The sequence below is a fragment of the Flavobacterium sp. B330r genome (assembly GCF_056824325.1).
In genome coordinates, this window is the sequence record NZ_CP124860.1 from 4,566,059 (window position 1) to 4,583,418 (window position 17,360).

17 protein-coding genes are annotated in these 17,360 nt (G+C 34.7%); 7 read left to right on the forward strand and 10 right to left on the reverse strand.

The features are described 5' to 3' along the window. Nucleotides 1–10: 10 nt before the first annotated feature. The 5 genes from QLQ95_RS20280 to QLQ95_RS20300 form a co-directional block, all read right to left on the reverse strand. Nucleotides 11–361, reverse strand: a complete 351-nt coding sequence (locus QLQ95_RS20280) for a hypothetical protein (RefSeq protein ID WP_482501425.1) — start codon at nucleotides 359–361, stop codon at nucleotides 11–13. A gap of 16 nt (nucleotides 362–377) precedes the next feature. Continuing rightward, nucleotides 378–518, reverse strand: coding sequence for a hypothetical protein (locus tag QLQ95_RS20285; RefSeq protein ID WP_172426874.1), 141 nt, complete (start codon nucleotides 516–518; stop codon nucleotides 378–380). Between the two features lie 193 nt (nucleotides 519–711). Then, a complete protein-coding gene (locus QLQ95_RS20290) occupies nucleotides 712–1,311 on the reverse strand; it encodes a YciE/YciF ferroxidase family protein (RefSeq protein WP_095929216.1) in 600 nt (199 codons plus the stop codon). A gap of 18 nt (nucleotides 1,312–1,329) precedes the next feature. Continuing rightward, nucleotides 1,330–3,474 carry a catalase gene (locus QLQ95_RS20295; protein WP_482501427.1) on the reverse strand — a complete coding sequence of 715 codons (2,145 nt, stop codon included), beginning with the start codon at nucleotides 3,472–3,474 and terminating at the stop codon, nucleotides 1,330–1,332. Nucleotides 3,475–3,686: 212 nt separating this feature from the next. Beyond that, complete coding sequence (locus tag QLQ95_RS20300; RefSeq protein WP_482501429.1) at nucleotides 3,687–6,908, reverse strand: CheR family methyltransferase; 3,222 nt, start codon at nucleotides 6,906–6,908, stop codon at nucleotides 3,687–3,689. A 138-nt stretch (nucleotides 6,909–7,046) separates the two neighbouring features. Here QLQ95_RS20300 and QLQ95_RS20305 point away from each other — a divergent pair, with 138 nt between their 5' ends. Further along, nucleotides 7,047–7,307, forward strand: a complete 261-nt coding sequence (locus QLQ95_RS20305) for a hypothetical protein (protein WP_320493626.1) — start codon at nucleotides 7,047–7,049, stop codon at nucleotides 7,305–7,307. A 326-nt stretch (nucleotides 7,308–7,633) separates the two neighbouring features. Here QLQ95_RS20305 and QLQ95_RS20310 read toward each other — a convergent pair whose 3' ends face one another. The 3 genes from QLQ95_RS20310 to QLQ95_RS20320 form a co-directional block, all read right to left on the reverse strand. Then, nucleotides 7,634–8,290 (reverse strand): DUF6766 family protein, encoded by a 657-nt coding sequence (locus tag QLQ95_RS20310; protein ID WP_095929220.1) that lies wholly within the window; start codon nucleotides 8,288–8,290, stop codon nucleotides 7,634–7,636. 136 nt (nucleotides 8,291–8,426) lie between these two features. Next, entirely contained in the window at nucleotides 8,427–8,621 is a 195-nt protein-coding gene (locus tag QLQ95_RS20315) for a hypothetical protein (protein ID WP_095929221.1), read from the reverse strand. Further along, nucleotides 8,614–9,291, reverse strand: a complete 678-nt coding sequence (locus QLQ95_RS20320) for an SRPBCC family protein (protein ID WP_095929222.1) — start codon at nucleotides 9,289–9,291, stop codon at nucleotides 8,614–8,616. Before QLQ95_RS20320 ends, QLQ95_RS20315 begins: the two co-directional genes overlap by 8 nt. Nucleotides 9,292–9,514: 223 nt before the next feature. Here QLQ95_RS20320 and QLQ95_RS20325 point away from each other — a divergent pair, with 223 nt between their 5' ends. Next, nucleotides 9,515–9,814 carry a hypothetical protein gene (locus QLQ95_RS20325; RefSeq protein WP_428237310.1) on the forward strand — a complete coding sequence of 100 codons (300 nt, stop codon included), beginning with the start codon at nucleotides 9,515–9,517 and terminating at the stop codon, nucleotides 9,812–9,814. Between the two features lie 169 nt (nucleotides 9,815–9,983). Here QLQ95_RS20325 and QLQ95_RS20330 read toward each other — a convergent pair whose 3' ends face one another. Further along, complete coding sequence (locus QLQ95_RS20330) at nucleotides 9,984–10,532, reverse strand: TetR/AcrR family transcriptional regulator (RefSeq protein WP_428237311.1); 549 nt, start codon at nucleotides 10,530–10,532, stop codon at nucleotides 9,984–9,986. Nucleotides 10,533–10,748: 216 nt separating this feature from the next. Here QLQ95_RS20330 and QLQ95_RS20335 point away from each other — a divergent pair, with 216 nt between their 5' ends. The 3 genes from QLQ95_RS20335 (at nucleotide 10,749) to QLQ95_RS20345 (ending at nucleotide 14,197) form a co-directional block, all read left to right on the forward strand. Beyond that, the gene (locus tag QLQ95_RS20335; protein WP_095929225.1) at nucleotides 10,749–11,807 is read left to right on the forward strand and encodes an NAD-dependent epimerase/dehydratase family protein; all 1,059 of its coding nucleotides are present in this window, start codon (nucleotides 10,749–10,751) and stop codon (nucleotides 11,805–11,807) included. Between the two features lie 39 nt (nucleotides 11,808–11,846). Beyond that, the gene (locus tag QLQ95_RS20340) at nucleotides 11,847–12,251 is read left to right on the forward strand and encodes a DUF2141 domain-containing protein (protein ID WP_172426875.1); all 405 of its coding nucleotides are present in this window, start codon (nucleotides 11,847–11,849) and stop codon (nucleotides 12,249–12,251) included. 224 nt (nucleotides 12,252–12,475) lie between these two features. Then, the gene (locus QLQ95_RS20345) at nucleotides 12,476–14,197 is read left to right on the forward strand and encodes an FAD/NAD(P)-binding protein (protein WP_482501431.1); all 1,722 of its coding nucleotides are present in this window, start codon (nucleotides 12,476–12,478) and stop codon (nucleotides 14,195–14,197) included. A 143-nt stretch (nucleotides 14,198–14,340) separates the two neighbouring features. Here the strand turns inward: QLQ95_RS20345 and QLQ95_RS20350 are convergent, their stop codons facing one another. Then, nucleotides 14,341–14,970, reverse strand: a complete 630-nt coding sequence (locus QLQ95_RS20350; protein WP_320493619.1) for a nitroreductase family protein — start codon at nucleotides 14,968–14,970, stop codon at nucleotides 14,341–14,343. 267 nt (nucleotides 14,971–15,237) lie between these two features. Here QLQ95_RS20350 and QLQ95_RS20355 point away from each other — a divergent pair, with 267 nt between their 5' ends. After that, nucleotides 15,238–16,290, forward strand: coding sequence for a DUF1852 domain-containing protein (locus QLQ95_RS20355; protein WP_482501432.1), 1,053 nt, complete (start codon nucleotides 15,238–15,240; stop codon nucleotides 16,288–16,290). Between the two features lie 30 nt (nucleotides 16,291–16,320). Then, on the forward strand, nucleotides 16,321–17,352 hold the full coding sequence (locus tag QLQ95_RS20360; RefSeq protein WP_482501434.1) for a methionine synthase: 1,032 nt from the start codon (nucleotides 16,321–16,323) through the stop codon (nucleotides 17,350–17,352). Nucleotides 17,353–17,360: the final 8 nt, after the last annotated feature.

Sequence of the window (17,360 nt, forward strand, 5' to 3'; positions counted from 1 at the left end):
TTTATTTTATTTAAAGATTACGATCTGGCTTTACGCCGTCTTCGTCATCTAAATCACCTAGATCTTCGTTGTCTAATTCTTCATTACCAACTTCTTCATTGTCAAATTCATCATCTAGTTCGTCAGTGTCTGAATCTTTAGTATTAAACTCGTCTGAATCTGTTTGTTCCTTACCAAGATTTTCGTTATCGAAATTTTCTTTTCCAAATTCCTGACTCTCCAAGTCATTGCCATAATCTGGTTCAGCATTATCTGATACAGTATGATCTGGCGGTAAGTCAATGTCTGGATCTTGATATCGTTCGTTATTTTGAAAATTCTGATCTTCCAGATTGTAATTTTCTTTTTCTTCTAAATTCATAATACAATTTTAAATGTTATTTTTTAGTTGAACCTGATTCTTTTTTTGAATCCGAAGCAGGTTTAGAACCACCTTTTGAAGCTGTTTCTTTTTTATCAGTTTGTTTATCTGATGCCTTAGCACTATCAGTGCTTTTTTTGGTGTTTGAAGTTGCCATAATATAATTTTTTAAATTCGTTAATAAGCCAAATGTACAGGGACTACAAGTCATTATTTTACATTTAATGGCACTTCTAATTGTATAATTAACAGGTGATTACTTTTATTTAATAAAAAAACACCTGTTTTGCATACAGGTGTTTTTAAATAATAAAAAGGTAAAAAGTAAAAAAATAAAAAAAATGTTTTTCTTATTCTGCAGCAACAGCATTTACGACATTCAATGCTACATCATTCAGCAGGCAATCTGCTTCTTTTTCTTCTGCAAGCGTTTGGGTTAATAATTTTGCAGCATCATTTTCGCCAATTGCTTTTGCAAAAGCCACCAAAGTGCCATAAGTCGCAATTTCATAATGTTCGATTTTTTGCGAAGCAGCAATTATTCCGGCATCTCTAACAGCGCCTGGAGTGGTTTCTAAAAGAATACTGTCTCCTTCTTTTAATAAACCAGCCATAGCTTCACATTTTTTTCCTTCGGCTTTTTCTCCCAATAAATCAAAAACCTGTTCTAGTCTTGCCACTTGATTTTGAGTTACAGAAAGATGTTCTAAAATAGCTCCCGAAAGTCCTGCAGCTGAAGCATTCGCAGCCATTTTTGGTAAAGCACCCACCAAAGCATTTTCTGCCCAGTAAATGTCTTTTAAACTGTCAATAAATAAATCTTTCAAATCTGTAGCGGCATCTGGCGCGGGCTCTACAATATTTATTTTGCCATTGTTTTTTATATCTGTAGAGGGACTCGCTTTTGGTTGTGCAGCGTTAGTCTGACCTTGTTTTTCTGAATTTTTCATTTTTATTTTTTTTTTGAATTAATTGTATAAGTTTGGTTCACGCTGCCAAAAACGATGTTTGGCCATTGCATTTATAAATTCCTGAGCAAATGCTTCGCTGGCAATTTCACTGGTTACAATAACGCCTTCATCGTCATTTGTAATTTTTCCAGCAAAAGGGGCGGCGCTTATTATTTCTGAAGCCTCGCCATCGGCACCTATCACTTTACAATGCTTATAAGCATCGTTTAAGTATTCAAGAGCATCATCATTTTCTGCCAAAGCATTCAATCCTAAACCATGAGGAATATAAACAGCATCAAACAATACTGAAGAAGCAGTTAAGAAACTGAATTCAGCCGAAATCGCGCCATCCGTATCTGTTGCAACAGAACCCAAATGAGGTGCAATAACACAGCCTTTGGCACCCGCTTTTTTCAGTGCATTTTTCATGTTCATTACAGCAGCTTCAGAAACGCCTTCAGTTACTAGAATGGCTACTTTTCTGGATTCGATTGTTGGTGAATTGGTTGGATTATTAATCATGCTCAAAGCTTGAGAAGATTCAACCGAAGATGGAACGGTTTGCGGTTCCTGAGTTCCTGCTTCTTCTGTTTCTGGCGATACACCTTTATTCATGGGAGTTTCTAAAGTCGATGGAACGGTTGCTCCAAGTCCCTGTGCTACTTTTTCGGCAAGTTCTGTATCAACCTGAGATAATAAGCCTAACATTCGAACTCTAATTGCTGTCGTTTCAACTTTTCCCAATTCAAAACGTAATGCTTTTACGATATGGCTTTTTTCTTCAGGCGTTTGGCTGTTAAAAAACAATTTGGCCTGACCGAAATGATCGTTAAAACTTTCGCTTCTAGCTCTTACTTTATGAGAATCTACACGCTCATTGAAACTTGCAAATCCGCCTTCGGCAATTTTTGCCTGATATGGGCATCCTCCGCCAAGAGAGTTTGGAGAATAACTTACGCGACCTTTATTGATTTCCTGACGCATATGTCCGTCACGCTGATTGTTATGAACGGGAGCAACGCTTCTGTTGATTGGAATTTCATGAAAATTCGGACTTCCTAATCTCGATAATTGTGTATCGGTGTAAGAAAACAATCTTCCCTGCAAAAGCGGATCATTAGAAAAATCGATTCCTGGAACAACATGACCTGGATGAAACGCAATTTGTTCCGTCTCTGCAAAGAAATTTTCAGGATTTTTGTTCAAAACCATTCTTCCTACAATGGTTACTGGAACCAATTCTTCGGGAACAATTTTCGTTGGGTCCAAAAGATCAAATTCATATTTATGTTCGTCTTCCGCTGGAATAACCTGAACGCCCAATTCCCATTCTGGGAAATTTCCTGATTCAATAGCTTCCCATAAATCTTGTCTGTGAAAATCAGGATTTTTTCCTGAAATTTTCTGTGCTTCATCCCAAGCAACGGCGTGCGTTCCTAATTTGGGTTTAAAATGAAATTTCACAAATACCGATTCTTCCTGAGCATTTACGAGTCTGAAAGTATGAACACCAAAACCTTCCATCATTCTGTAGCTTCTAGGAATAGCACGATCAGACATTACCCACATAATCATGTGCATAGATTCTGGCATTAGCGAAATGAAATCCCAAAAAGTATCGTGTGCCGATGCAGCCTGAGGAATCTCGTTATGCGGTTCTGGTTTTACGGCATGAACTAAATCAGGAAATTTCGAAGCATCCTGAATAAAAAATACGGGAATATTATTGGCTACTAAATCGTAAATTCCTTCCTGCGTATAAAATTTCACCGCAAATCCTCTCGCATCCCTAGCCAGATCGGTAGAACCTCTTGATCCTGCTACGGTAGAAAATCGAGTAAAAACAGGTGTTATTTGTCCTTTTTCCTGTAAGAAACCTGCTTTGGTTAATTCGGGAATTGGATTGGTTACTTCAAAAAATCCGTGTGCGCCAGAACCACGTGCGTGAACAATTCTTTCTGGAATTCGCTCGTGATCAAAATGCGTAATTTTTTCTCTTAAAATAAAATCTTCTAATAATGATGGTCCGCGATCTCCGGCTTTAAGTGAATTATTATCATCGTTAATTTTCACGCCCTGATCTGTGGTTAAAATTTTGTTTGTTCCATCGGAGGTATTGACGGATAAATCTCGTTGTTTTTCGTCTTGAAAATTTTTCATGGTATTTCTTATTGGTTAAAAACTTTAAAACAATTACAATCTTATCTTTCAGATTTATAGGTAGTTGCTGACTGTAATTTCAAGTAATCCAAATTTAATTTTTGTATAAATGTGTTTTTTATACAATTGCAAATGATAGTTCTAGAATTACCACAAAATCGGCTTAAAACAAAAAAAAAATCTCCATTTCAGGAGATTTGATATTTTTATATTTAATGTGGAACGGGGAGATAGATAAAAGCGATTGTTCCTTTGTTGGGTTCACTCGAAAGTTTTATAAATCCTTTATGATTGTACATTATTTTTTGAACCAATGTTAATCCAAGTCCGCTTCCGTATTGTTCGTCGCTTGTGTTCAGTTTATAGAAAGGATTAAAAATAAGCGTTTCAAAATTTTTAGGAAAACCAATTCCGTTATCGCTAATAAAAAGTTTAATATATTGTGTTTCCGGATCGGCTCCAAAATCTATTAATTCATCAGGAGAAACTTCCTCAACACCAATTTTGATTTTCGGGCTACTGTCTTGTTTGGCATATTTTATAGCATTAGAAATTAAATGAGTAAAAAGCTGTTGCATCTGCGAAGGAATAATACGAAGGGTTGGGAGGGGATTAAATTCTATTTCCGCTTTCTGCTTACTTATGCTAGATTTTAAGTCAGCTAATACTTTTTTTAGAACAATATTCAAATCTGTTTTTTTAAACTCTTTCTGTCCAAAATTTATTTTTGAATAATCAATCAAATCTTCAAGAAGCTGATTCATATTTACAGCCGAACTTAATAAGCGGTTTAAATTGTGTTTTCCAGTTTCTGTCAGCGTTTTTTCGGCATCTAAAACCTTTTTTCCAAACATATAAATTTTCCGAATAGGCTCTAATAAATGATCGCTTGCTGCTATCGTAAAAGATTCTAATTGTTTGGTATAATTATAAAGTTCCAGATTTTTGTTTTTTAAAGATTCATGGCTTTGTTCTAAATCTGTAATATCTTCGAGCGCTATTAAAATCATTCCGTTTGGAACAGCATTTGCAATGGGAGTGGCGTTAATAAGCATTATTTTTTTTCCCGGAATATCAAAGTCAAACTGGATTTTAAAATTTTCTACAATTTCATTATGGCTCACTTTTTTTAGTACAGATTCTCTAAACTGAGGTATATCCCAATGCGAATTTCCGATATCCAATATCGAAAGGCCTTCTGTCTGTTCTTCAGTGGTTTTAAAATAGTTGTAAAAAGCAGGATTGGCACTTTTAATTACAAAATTTTTATCAATAATAAGAAGTGGTTCTTTAATAGTATTGACAATAGATTCATAAAAATTACGCATTGAAGCCAATTCTTCCCGACGATTTTGGAGTTCATCATTTACACAAGAAAGTTCCTGATTATTGGATCGCAGTTCCTGAGTAGAATTTTCAAGCTGCTGATTTATCATCAGCATTTCTTCGTTTGAGCTTACCAATTCTTCGTTTGTAGTCTGCAATTCTTCAAAATAAATCTGCTGTTCTTCGGTAACTCTTTTAAAATCGCCCCGAAGCTGCAGCAATTCTTTCTCCATTTCCTGCGAATGGTGATTGTTTGAATCTGTAGAAGTAATGCTTTTTTTGCAGAATATGATAAGCAGTAAATCGGTATAAGCAGGAAGGTAAATAACTTCAAATGAAGTTAAAAAAGACTGCTTTTTTAAGGCAATAAAATCTCCCGAAAAGTTCTTTTTTTCGTTTCTGGCTTTTAAAATATTATTTCTAAGTTCAAAACCCCATTCCTCACGAACCATATTCAGAATATTAAAACTGGGCTTTCCGGGCGCGGGCTGTAAAAACGGGCTGGTATCGCCATGAAAGTGAACGATTTCGAGATCTTCGTTAATGATTACAGAAGGAGGCGAATAATGTTCGAGCAGAATATCTGAAGCAATTTTTCTATAGTTTGTTTCAGGGTCATTGCTCTCCTTTATTTTAGGGCTGTTATCAGTTCGCATTATTTTTTTTGGCAGGAATTGGTCAACTGCTTTTCGGGTGTAAATTCTGTTCAATTTGTCAACCGTTGTAAATAAGTGCGGAACCTGCTGTGTCCATTCTGATTTTCCGAGAAATAAAAAGCCTTTGTCGCGAAGTGCATAATGAAATGAGGATAATACCTGATTCTGTAAATCGGTATCAAAATAAATTAAAACATTGCGACAGGAAACAAAATCAATTTTGGCAAAAGGCGCATCTTTAATTAAATCATGAACAGCAAAAACACACATATCACGAATGACTTTATTAACATGAAAACTATTGTCTCTTTTGGTAAAGTATTTTTCAAGTCTTTTTTCGTTTATATTTTTTATGTCTTGTGCTGTATAAATGGCTAAACGAGCTTTAGAAATACATTTTTCAGACAAATCTGAAGCGATAATCTGAACTTTTATATCATTTCTATTAATTTCCTCCAGATATTCGTGAATACAGATTGCAAGTGAATAGGCTTCTTCTCCTGTAGAACAACCAGCCGACCAGAATCGTAAGGTTGAACTCGTAAGATTTTCAATTAGAGAAGGAAAAATGCTTTGGTATAAATTATCAAAAGCCTCCCCATCACGGAAAAAATAGGTAACCGGAATCAAAATATCATCAAACAATAAATCTTGTTCTTTAGTATTATTTCGCAGTAAAATAAGGTATCGTTCTATGGTTTCTTGTTTGGTAACTACCATTCTTTTTGCAATTCTTCTTCGCAGTGTAGTATGTTTATAATGCTGAAAATCGGTGCTGGTTCGCAAAAACAATATTTCTATTATTTGATTTAGCAGTTCTTTTTCATCTGCAGTGGATTCTTTTTCACCGTACGAATGCGTGATTAAGTTACTTTGGTGAATCTGCGTGAGCTTGTCTGCAATTTCGTTTGGCGCTGTAAAATAATCGATGTATTCTGAAGTTACCGCATTTTGAATAAAACCTTTTTTTAAAAGAACAGCAATTGTTGATCCGCCGGCTTCCTTCAGTTTTTTTAGACCTGTAGAGCCGTCAAAGGGCGACCAGGTCAATATTAAACCGATAGAATAGCTTTTAAAAACATTTCCGACTGTTTCAAAAAAGATATCGAAACCGTTATTGGTTTTACTGCCTCTAATTAGTGGTTTTAGCTGTAATATTCCGTTTTCATGAACCAGGAAATTATTTTCAGGAATAACGTAAATATGGTTGGATTGTACGTCAATGTGATGAACGATTTCTGTAACTGGTATATTGGTCTGTGTCGCAAGTACATCTGCAAGATTAGGAGTTTGAGCTGCAGAAAAATTTTCAAAAACAAGATAAGCTCTCCCTGAATCTGACGGAAGATCGGATATTAGTTTTTTTAATACATCAATTTCAGATGGAGAACTTCCTATTGCTGTTACTTGAAAGTTAGATTTTGATAGATCTATTGATTCATTTGTTTTCATTTTTAATGAGGGTTTATGGCAATCCTATAATTTAAATATTTTCAGATGTAAATAACTGATAGTCAAAACTGTAAAATTTGCAATGAAACAAATAAGCATTGTTTTGAAAATCAAATTATTAATTAAAAGAAATGAATTATGAAAAATTTAATTGTAAGCTTTTGTATGATCCTGTTTTTCGGATTTGCATCTGCACAGGAAACTCCTGTTAAGAAAAAACAGGGTACAGACACTATTCACAGTCAAAAAAGCAAACACAAAAATAGTACGCAGAAAAGCACTACTACTAAGCAAGATACAGTCAATAGGCAGCGTACTGAAAAGAAGGGAAAAACTGTAAAGTCTAAAGAAAACACGACTCAGCAGGGTAGAGATACCATTAACAGAACAAGACCGTAATAATCTGGATTTATTCTGGTGGATAAAGTCTATTTATATTTTTGATAGACTTTATTTTCTCTTTTTTCACACTAATAACTTCTCTTTTAAATTGCTGTTATAGATACTGTAAATTCACTCTCTGAACTAATTTATCAGGCGATCACAGAAATACTATAATTGGATTGAATGTTCAAATAATGATCATTTCTTTAGCTGTAAATATAAACCTACTTTTTTAAAAGCTTTACTATAATTAAATTAAAGACTTTCATAATTTCCATTAAAAATTAAGCTACAGCAACTTGAAACTTGAAACTTGAAACCTGAAACAAAAAAACAAATCTTTATTCTCCCGTTTCCATATGCGGTGCATCTACTGGTTTGGACTGTGATGAGCCAATTTGTCTGAAATAAATAGATAACATAATTATAGCAAATACAGAAAGAAATTCGCTCTGCCAGTTTTGGAAAGATTCAAACCAAAATCTTGAATTTCCTAAATAAGAGGAAACGGTTTCTAATGGTTTTCCTTCAAGAAGCAGTTTTTCGTTTTCGTCTTTTAAACTTCCAAAAAAGTGAAGTACAAGTGAAATAACAAATAATAAAAGTAAAATTATAGTAAGGGAATGTTTGTAGAGTTGCAAAATAAAACCACCCTTTTTGACTGGCCATGGTACATCTTTCCGATTAGGATCCGGTTCTCTGTCAACTTCCTCGGGTTCGTCTATTTTTTTGGATTCTGATGATCCTTTTTGTTTTAAGAAAATGGTGAGAAAAACAAAAAGTCCCATTTGAAGAAATTCACTTTCCCAATTTTCAAATGTAGACTCAATAAAATGGCCAGAGGTGAGGTAGGCAGGGAAGTTTATTAATTGAGCTCCTTCTTCAATTAATTCTTTATTATGTTCTTTAAAACCTAACACTACTTGTCCAGCCAAAGCGCCAATGAAAAGCAGTATGAAACAGATAGATAATCCGTTATTTCTTAAAAAAGTTTTCATTTTTGATTTGTTTATAAAAGAATTATGTAAACATTTTTAGGAATGTCTACATAATTCAATTTTGATTTATAAATTTAGTAAAGGATAAATTTTGTGTTAAGAATTTGAGTAATTCTAAACATGTAAAATTGTTGAGTTAGTGATCGGCAGGAATGAGGAGGGAGTCCATAAATTTTGCAGTTATGACAGTTCCATTATCATCTTCCCATTGCGTAATTACATTTTCTATAAGCTCGGGTTCAAAACCAATTACTTTCATGACAGGCCCGCCAAATTCCTGACGAACTTCCTGTCCTTTTTTGAATGCGATATCCATAATCTGTTTATTCATTAGATTCTAAGTGATTTTTTAAACTCAAAAGATCAGTTTTTACTAATTTTTCAAAATACGGATTCAGTAATTTTGCGGCGCTTTCTCCTGCAATTCCGAGTGGTGCATGGTAAGAGATTGTAATATCAAGTTCTGTGGTATTGCCATGAGCTTTAAAAATCACTTTCCCTGCATTTCTAATGGTCGCATCATCTAGAGAAAACCAGCTTAAAAGTTTATCTTTTCGATCCTTAGCAATTTTAGCTTTCCAGCTTACAGATCCAATTCCGCCAGGTCCTTTAGCAGTCCATTCCGATGTGTTTTCATCAATAGTTTTAATACTTGCAAGATGACTCATAAATTTTGGTAAGTTTTCGAGATTACGCCAGAAATCATATACTTCGCCTACTGGTTTATTAATGACCGTGTTCAATCTTATATTAACATTCGAGGCTTTATCATTCATTAAATGTCCTGCAGCATCATAAATTGGGCAGTAGCCCGAAATTCCTCTTAAAAGCATCGCACCACCTGCACCAGCTTGTGAAATGCTTTTCTTTTCTTTAGACAAAGCGTTATAAAGTAAATAGGCACCGCTAGTAACCATAAGCACTCTTTCTAATGCTGAAACATTTGTTTTTAATATAGATTTTGATTTTTGTCCTTGCTGAGTTATTGCTGTTGTGTTCATAGTAATAGAAATTAATTGTTAATAGATTAAAATTAAGTTCTTTATGAAAATTTTGTTTACACTATTTTACAGATTGCTTATACAATTATGCTGATAGAAATACATGTTTTTTAGGAGATCTACACAGTTTCTTTGATTCCTGTAAACGAATGGAATAATTATATAAATATCTTGAAAATGAAGACTTTACTTTTGATTTTACTATTAACTTAAAAAAGCTATTATGAAATCTTTATTTAAAATTAGAATACTGATATTAGTTCTTACGGCAGGATTGGTATTTTCATGTAAGAAGCATGATACCAATGCTGTAGATCCAGAGTATAAATCTGAAACAGATAGTATGGACATGAGTGTAGATACTGTTGGCCCAGCTATGGATTCCTCAGCGACTTTGAATCCTGAGCAAAATGGCCAGCAAGGAACAACTGGTGCTACAGGAGAAGGTACCACAGGATCTGGAACGGAAGGGTCTACCCAAAAAGGCAATCAGAATGTAAGAACAGATTCATTGAAGAAATAAATGCTGTAAAATCAAAAATCTTGAAAAGAATTTTATCAAAGTTCTTTTCAAGATTTTTTTTATAAATAGTAATTACGAGAAAAGATTTATTGTTCCTAATCTTCAACTGCTTTTGATTTATTTACGTTCTGTTTAATTCAAAATAAGATAGAGAATGGCATATAAATCGCTATAATTTATTGAGTTTATTTACCAGATAACTAATCATTTGCGCAATATTTTCAGCGGGAATAGAGAAGTCATTTTCGATCCAATTTTTGATCACAGCGATACTTCCTTTTTCGCCAAATTGGTATGCCATTTCAGCAAAAGGCTGCATTTCGGGTGTAAGTTCGATTTGATTTTCTACGGGAAAATTATTTCGAACGCTTCTCAGTATTCGTGACAGAATTCCGCTTCCATCGGCTTTTGCAAACACAATTTTACTCATCTGCTTATCGCTTTCCAGCAGCTGGCAGCTGAGGAGTATCACATCATCCATATTGGTGCTTTTACGCAAAACCGCTGAGAGTTTTTCAAAAACATCTTCTTCTATTTCAAGGAGTATATCCAGCGGAATATTATAATGACGATAAAATGTATTGCGATTGACATCGGCTGTTTTACACAGTTCAGAAATAGAAATTTCGCTAAGTTCCTTCTCCTGCAACAAACTCAATAGTGCCTCACGCAATATTTTTTTAGTATACAGAACTCTTCGGTCTTTTCTTAAATCCATCACAAATTATTTTATATATGATACAAAAATGCTGATTTGTGTTCGCTAATGTACAGTAATACAATTTTTTGAGACAACAAATAAATCTCTCTTTAATAGCTTTACATAGTGTTAGAAAAAGAACACAAAGTTAAATAAGGAACACATTGTATAACAAATATAGCTTTTTCTTCAAAATTGTAAGGAATAGAAAGTGCAAATATTAAATTTAAGAAAATGGAAAATCAGACATCACGAAAAAGAATACTGCTCACAGGTGCATCTGGAACTGTAGGTTTTGAAACCCTGCAGCATCTTGTTCAGCATACGGATTATGAAATAACGGTCTTTGATGTAAAGACTCAAAAATCGGTCAAAAAACTGGCTCCCTTTAGATCTCGCGTAGAGATTGTCTACGGCGACATCAGTAATAGAGAACAATTGCTGAAAGTGGCTCAAAATAAGGATGTAGCTATTCATTTAGCGGCGGTTATTCCTCCGCTTGCTGATATTAATCCCAATCTGGCTTATAATGTGAATGTAAAAGGAACAGAAAATCTTATTTACGCTTTAGAGAAAAATTCACCAGAGTGTTATTTGATTTTTAGTTCCAGTATTTCAGTTTATGGAGATCGTATTCAAAACCCCGAAATCATTGTATCAGATGTTTTGCAGCCCAGTCCTGGTGATCAATATGGTCAAACCAAAGTGCTGTGTGAATCGCTGATTCGTCAGTCAAAATTATCATGGAGTATTTTTCGTCTGGCTGCTATTATGGGTAATCATAAAATATCTCCTCTTATGTTTCACATGCCACTGGAAACGCCCATTGAAATCTGCACGCCCAAAGATACGGGTAGGGCTTTTTGTAAAGCAATTGAGCACCAAGAAAAATTAGAAAAGCAAATATTTAACTTAGGAGGGGGAGAGGATTGTGTAATTTCATATAAATCGTTTCTAGACAAAATGTTTGCTGAATTTGGCTTAGGTAATGCTGATTTTCCACAAAAAGCGTTTGCTGAGAAAAACTTTCACTGCGGGATTTTAAAAGATGGTGATGATTTAGATAATATTCTAGGTTTTCGACAACAAAATTTGAAGGATTATTTCCAGATGGTCCGCCAGAAAATTCATCCGATGCAGAAAAAAACAACTTTTCTTTTTAGAAGTATTATAAAAAAGTGGTTGCTCTCAAAATCAGATCCTTATAAGGCGCATAAAAAAGGAAATTTGAAAGAAATGAATCATTTTTTTACCCAATCGGAGGATAAGAAACTGGAAAAGGCTCTATTGTAAACCCTAATAATTTTATTTATGAAAACTAAAATAATAAGCTTGCTAGTATTGATATTGGTTAATGGGACATTGTTTGCACAACATAATTTCAGTGTTGAAGTAACGGGCGTGCAACCTGGAAAAGGATATGTCTTTTTTGGATTGTATGATAAAGAGAAGGGCTTTCTTGATATTGAGTCGCAGATTGCCACCGCAAAAGTAAAAGCTAACCAAAATAGTGTAGTCTATACATTCAAAAACTTGCCCGATGGCAATTATGCTATCGCTGTGTATCAAGATGTTAATAGTAACGGAAAATGTGATCGTAATATGATTGGTTATCCGACCGAGGGATTTGGATTTTCAAAAAATTATAAACCAAAACTCTCAGCCCCTAATTTTGACGAGGTAAAAATTGCAATTGATCAATATGCTACAACCAGTATTGCATTGATTGGGAAATAGTAAGTCGTCTATCAATTCAATTGATTTAATATATTGGTTTTGGGAAATAAAAATATTTGACATTCCAGAGAAGCGTAATTATATAATTTCAGTTTTGAATCATGTAACTACCTGCTGATATGGTTATTGATATTTGTATCTGATAATTTTAGACCGTGTCGTTCTATTGTAAATAGTCTTATAGCGGCCAATTTCTATAATTCAGAATTAAAATCAAAAAATCAATGGAGACCAAAAGTACTAAAAAACGTATTGCAATTGTAGGAGGAGGCCCAAGCGGTCTTTTTGTTTATAAGAGATTGGTCGAATCCGGTTCAAACGATTTTGAAATTACTGTTTTGGAGAGAAAAGCACAGCTGGGATCTGGGATGCCTTACAGTAGCGAAGGGTCTAATACAGAGCATATCACAAATGTATCAGATAATGAAGTTCCGCAGATTGTTTCCACTATGTCAGAGTGGATTTATACTGCACCTGCCCAATTACTGCAAAAATTTAATATTAAACCAGATCAATTTAACGAATATAAAGTGGTGCCGAGGCTTCTTTTTGGAAGTTATCTTGCCGCGCAGTTCGAAATATTACTTGAAGCAGGAAAAAAAGCGGGAATTACTACAACTGTACATTTTGAAAGCACGGTTAGTGATATTAATTATGATTTTAAAAATGAAACTGTAAGAGTTGAAACCTTAAATAGTAATCATCAGGAATTTGATTATGTCATTATCTGTACTGGTCACAACTGGCCAATACGTTATGAAGGGAAAGTGCAGGGCTATTATGATGCTCCATATCCGCCTCAAAAATTGGCGAAGCATTTCGATCATCCTATCGCCATAAAAGGTTCTTCTTTAACAGCAATTGATGCCATAAGAACACTGGCAAGAAATAATGGATCATTTTCAAAAGATTCCGAAGAAAACCTTAATTTCAAATTAAATCCAGAAAGTTCTAATTTTAAAATGATAATGCATTCCAGAAGTGGCATGCTTCCAGCGGTTCGTTTTCATCTGGAAGATTCACATCTTTCTAACGACTCTTTATTGACTAAAGAAGAGATAGATTTGCATAGAAATAATAATGATGGATTTTTATCGCTTGATTTTATTTTTGAAAAGGATTTTAAAGAAATTTTTCGAGAAAAAGATCCGGAATTCTACCAGCGTATCAAAGATTTTTCAATTGAAGATTTTGTAGCCGATATGATGGAACTGCGAGAACGCCTTGATCCTTTTCAGCTTTTGAAAGCGGAATACGTTCAGGCCGAGAAGTCGATCAAAAGACAGGAATCAATTTATTGGAAAGAAATGCTGGCAGTTCTTAGTTTTGCTATGAATCATCCTGCCAAATATTTTTCGGCAGAAGATATGCAGCGGCTTCAAAAAGTATTGATGCCGCTTATTTCAATTGTAATTGCCTTTGTTCCTCAAAAATCCTGTGAAGAATTACTGGCTCTTCATCAAGCGGGTGTGCTAGACTTGGTTTCGGTTGGAGATGACAGCACAGTCGAACCGCAAAACGGTGGAGGAGTTCTTTATAATTTTACAGATAACGATAAGAATGAGCAATCTGTATTCTATAAAACATTTGTAGATTGTGTGGGACAGCCTCATTTATCTTATCATGATTTTCCATTTAAAAGTCTGCTCACTCAGAAAGCTATTAGTCCTGCGCGTTTAAAATTCAAATCTAAAGAATCCGGGCATAATGCCTATATAAATAACTCCGAAGGAATTCAGAAAGATGAAAATGGAGATTATTTTTTGAATGTTTCAGGAATAGCCATTAATGACAATTTTCAAATTATGGATCAATATGGAGCATTTAATAAAAACGTATATATTATGGCAGTGCCTTACATTGGTGGTTTAAATCCCGATTATTCCGGTTTGGATTTTTGTGAAGCAGCTTCTCTGCGCATAGTAAAAGATATTCTGAAGGATTAGTAAAGTAAGCTTAGACTTGTTCTTCATTTATTCTACATTTATAAAAACGGTATAATTTGCCTTAGCTCTTAATAGCAGAGAAGGCATCAAGTCCACAAGGTTGAACGTATACTTTTTCCCTAAATAATTAACAAATTTAAATATTAGTAAACTTTCGTTATCATTTCATCTATAGGCAAGCGAACTTTTTTCGTAGCTGCCATATAGTCTTTTTCCGAATCCCGATATCCTAAAGCGAGGATAACTGTAGAATGCAACCCTTTTTCTTTTAAACCCAAAACCGCATCGATAGTGACGGCATTAAATCCTTCTATAGGAGTGGCATCCACTTTCAATTCTGCCGCAGCAATAAGTGCAGTTCCTAGTGCAATATAAGCCTGTTTGGCCGCCCAATGGGCTTTTTGTTCTGCGTTAATAGCGCTGAAATAAGAATGCAGTCCATTTCTAAATCCTGATAAGGCACCGGCATCAAGACCTCTTTGTTTTTCTGTCATTGCCATGTAATCGTCAATGTAAGTCGAAGACATGTCAGTGAGTGCCGCAAAAACCAGCAAATGAGAGCAAGAGCTAATCTGTCCATTATACGAATCAGCACCTAATTTCTTTTGGATCTCTGGGTTGCTTACAACAAAAACACGGTAAGATTGCAGACCGCACGAAGATGCTGAAAGATTTATAGCCTCTAAGATCTGATCGACTTTCTCTTCTGCTACTTTAATGTTATTATAAGCTTTTGTGGCGTAGCGCCATTTTAAATTTTCTATCAAATTCATTACTATGGCTATCTTAAATTTTGGCAAATATAAATGATATTATTTTCTTTTTCGAGTTTTTAAAGTGCTCTGAGAAACTCCAAATCAATAATCTTAGGTCACAAAAGAATATTTATCTGTTTTCCTTCATTATTATATTTGTTTTAAGATTAATAATCTTTATAAATGTATATTAAAAGAATAATTAACTGAATTTATGTATAAATAAAAATATTTAATCTTTTATATTCAAATTTGCAGGGTAAAAAAACTAAACATTATCATCAGATGAAAGCGAATATACAAGAAGATAGCGGAATAAACGAAAAGCAGAATATTGAAAATACTCAGAATACAATCCACAATGATTTTGCATTCACACTCAAGAGCACTTGTTTAGATGAAAACTATCACCCCTCAAGTAAAACGCGTTTAACAACCAATTTTGCTAATTTGGCTAGAGGAGCTAATCGTCAGCAAAACTTACGTAATGCTTTAAATATGATTAACAATCGATTCAATGCATTGGCTCATGTGGATAATCCAAAAGCGGATCGTTACCATGTGGAACTTGAAATTCTCACAGTAACAATGAGTATTGATGATAAGAATGGTAGTAACGATCTACCGATGATTGAAGTTTTAAAAACAAATATTATGGACCGTAAGACTGGCCAGCAAATCGAAGGAGTTGCCGGAAATAATTATTCCTCTTATGTCCGTGATTATGATTTCAGTATTTTATTGATCGAACACAATAAAAATAAACCTAATTTTTGTATTCCTGAAAATTTTGGTGATTTGCACGGAAAACTTTATAAGTGTTTTGTCAATTCAGCTACTTATAAAGACTACTTTAAGATGTCACCGATCATTTGTCTAAGTGTATCGAGTAACAAAACGTATACTCGCACGGAGTATCAGCATCCGGTTTTGGGTTTTGAGTATCTGCAGAATGAGTATTCTCTCACTGATGAATATTTCTCTAAAATGGGCTTAAAAGTTCGTTTTTTCATGCCTGAGAATAGTGTGGCACCAATGGCTTTTTATCATTCCGGAGATCTGCTTGCTGATTATACTGATCTGGGACTAATCAGCTCAATCAGCACGATGGAGACTTTCCAGAAGATTTATCGCCCTGAAATTTACAATGCAAATTCAGTGGCTGGAAAAATCTATCAACCTAGTCTTAAACACGAAGATTATTCACTGACTCGTGTGGATTATGACCGCGAAGAGCGCAGCCGACTGGCTGTTGAACAGGGTAAATATGCAGAAGAGCATTTCATTAAGCCTTACAAAAGTCTCCTGGAACAATGGTCTGCTAATTTTACCCTTTAATTGATTGCAACACATTAAAATTATACTATTATGAAGAAACTATTATTGCCTACCTCTATTGTTGGAAGTTTACCCAAACCTGCCTGGCTTGCACCACCTGAAAAACTTTGGTCACCATGGAAATTAGAAGGCGATCAGCTAATTGAAGGAAAACAAGATGCTTTACGCATTTCTCTGCAGGAACAACAATTGGCAGATCTAGATATCATTTGTGACGGCGAGCAGACACGCCAGCATTTTGTAACGACTTTTATTGAGCATTTAAGCGGTGTAGATTTTGAAAATCGTAAAACAGTAAAAATCCGTAACCGTTACGATGCGAGTGTTCCAGTGGTGGTAGGTGAGGTTGCACGTCAAAAAGCAGTTTTTGTTGAAGATGCTAAATTTTTACGTAAACAGACTAACAAGCCTATAAAATGGGCATTGCCTGGCCCACTGACAATGGTAGATACCTTGTACGACGACCATTATAAAAATCGTGAAAAATTGGCGTGGGAATTTGCGAAAGCGCTCAATGAAGAAGCAAGAGAACTTCAAGACGCAGGGGTAGATATTATCCAGTTTGATGAACCTGCATTTAATGTGTTCTTTGATGAAGTAAACGATTGGGGAATGGCAGCATTAGAAAGAGCCATTGAAGGTTTACACTGTCAAACTGCGGTTCATATTTGTTATGGTTATGGAATACAGGCCAATACTGATTGGAAAAAGACATTAGGTTCTGAGTGGCGACAATACGAAGAAATTTTTCCGAAAATTCAAAAATCTAAAATTGATGTGGTTTCTTTAGAATGTCACAACTCCAATGTTCCTTTAGATTTAATGGAACTTGTTCGCGGTAAAAAAGTAATGGTAGGCGCCATTGATGTGGCAACCAATGCTATTGAAACGCCAGAAGAAGTAGCTGCTACCCTGCGTAAAGCTCTTGAGTTTGTAGATGCCGAAAATCTTTATCCTTCTACAAATTGCGGTATGGCCCCGCTATCTCGAAACATAGCTAGAGGCAAGTTAAGTGCTTTAAGCGCAGGAGCAGAAATTATACGCAAAGAACTTGGGATTTAGTCTCAATA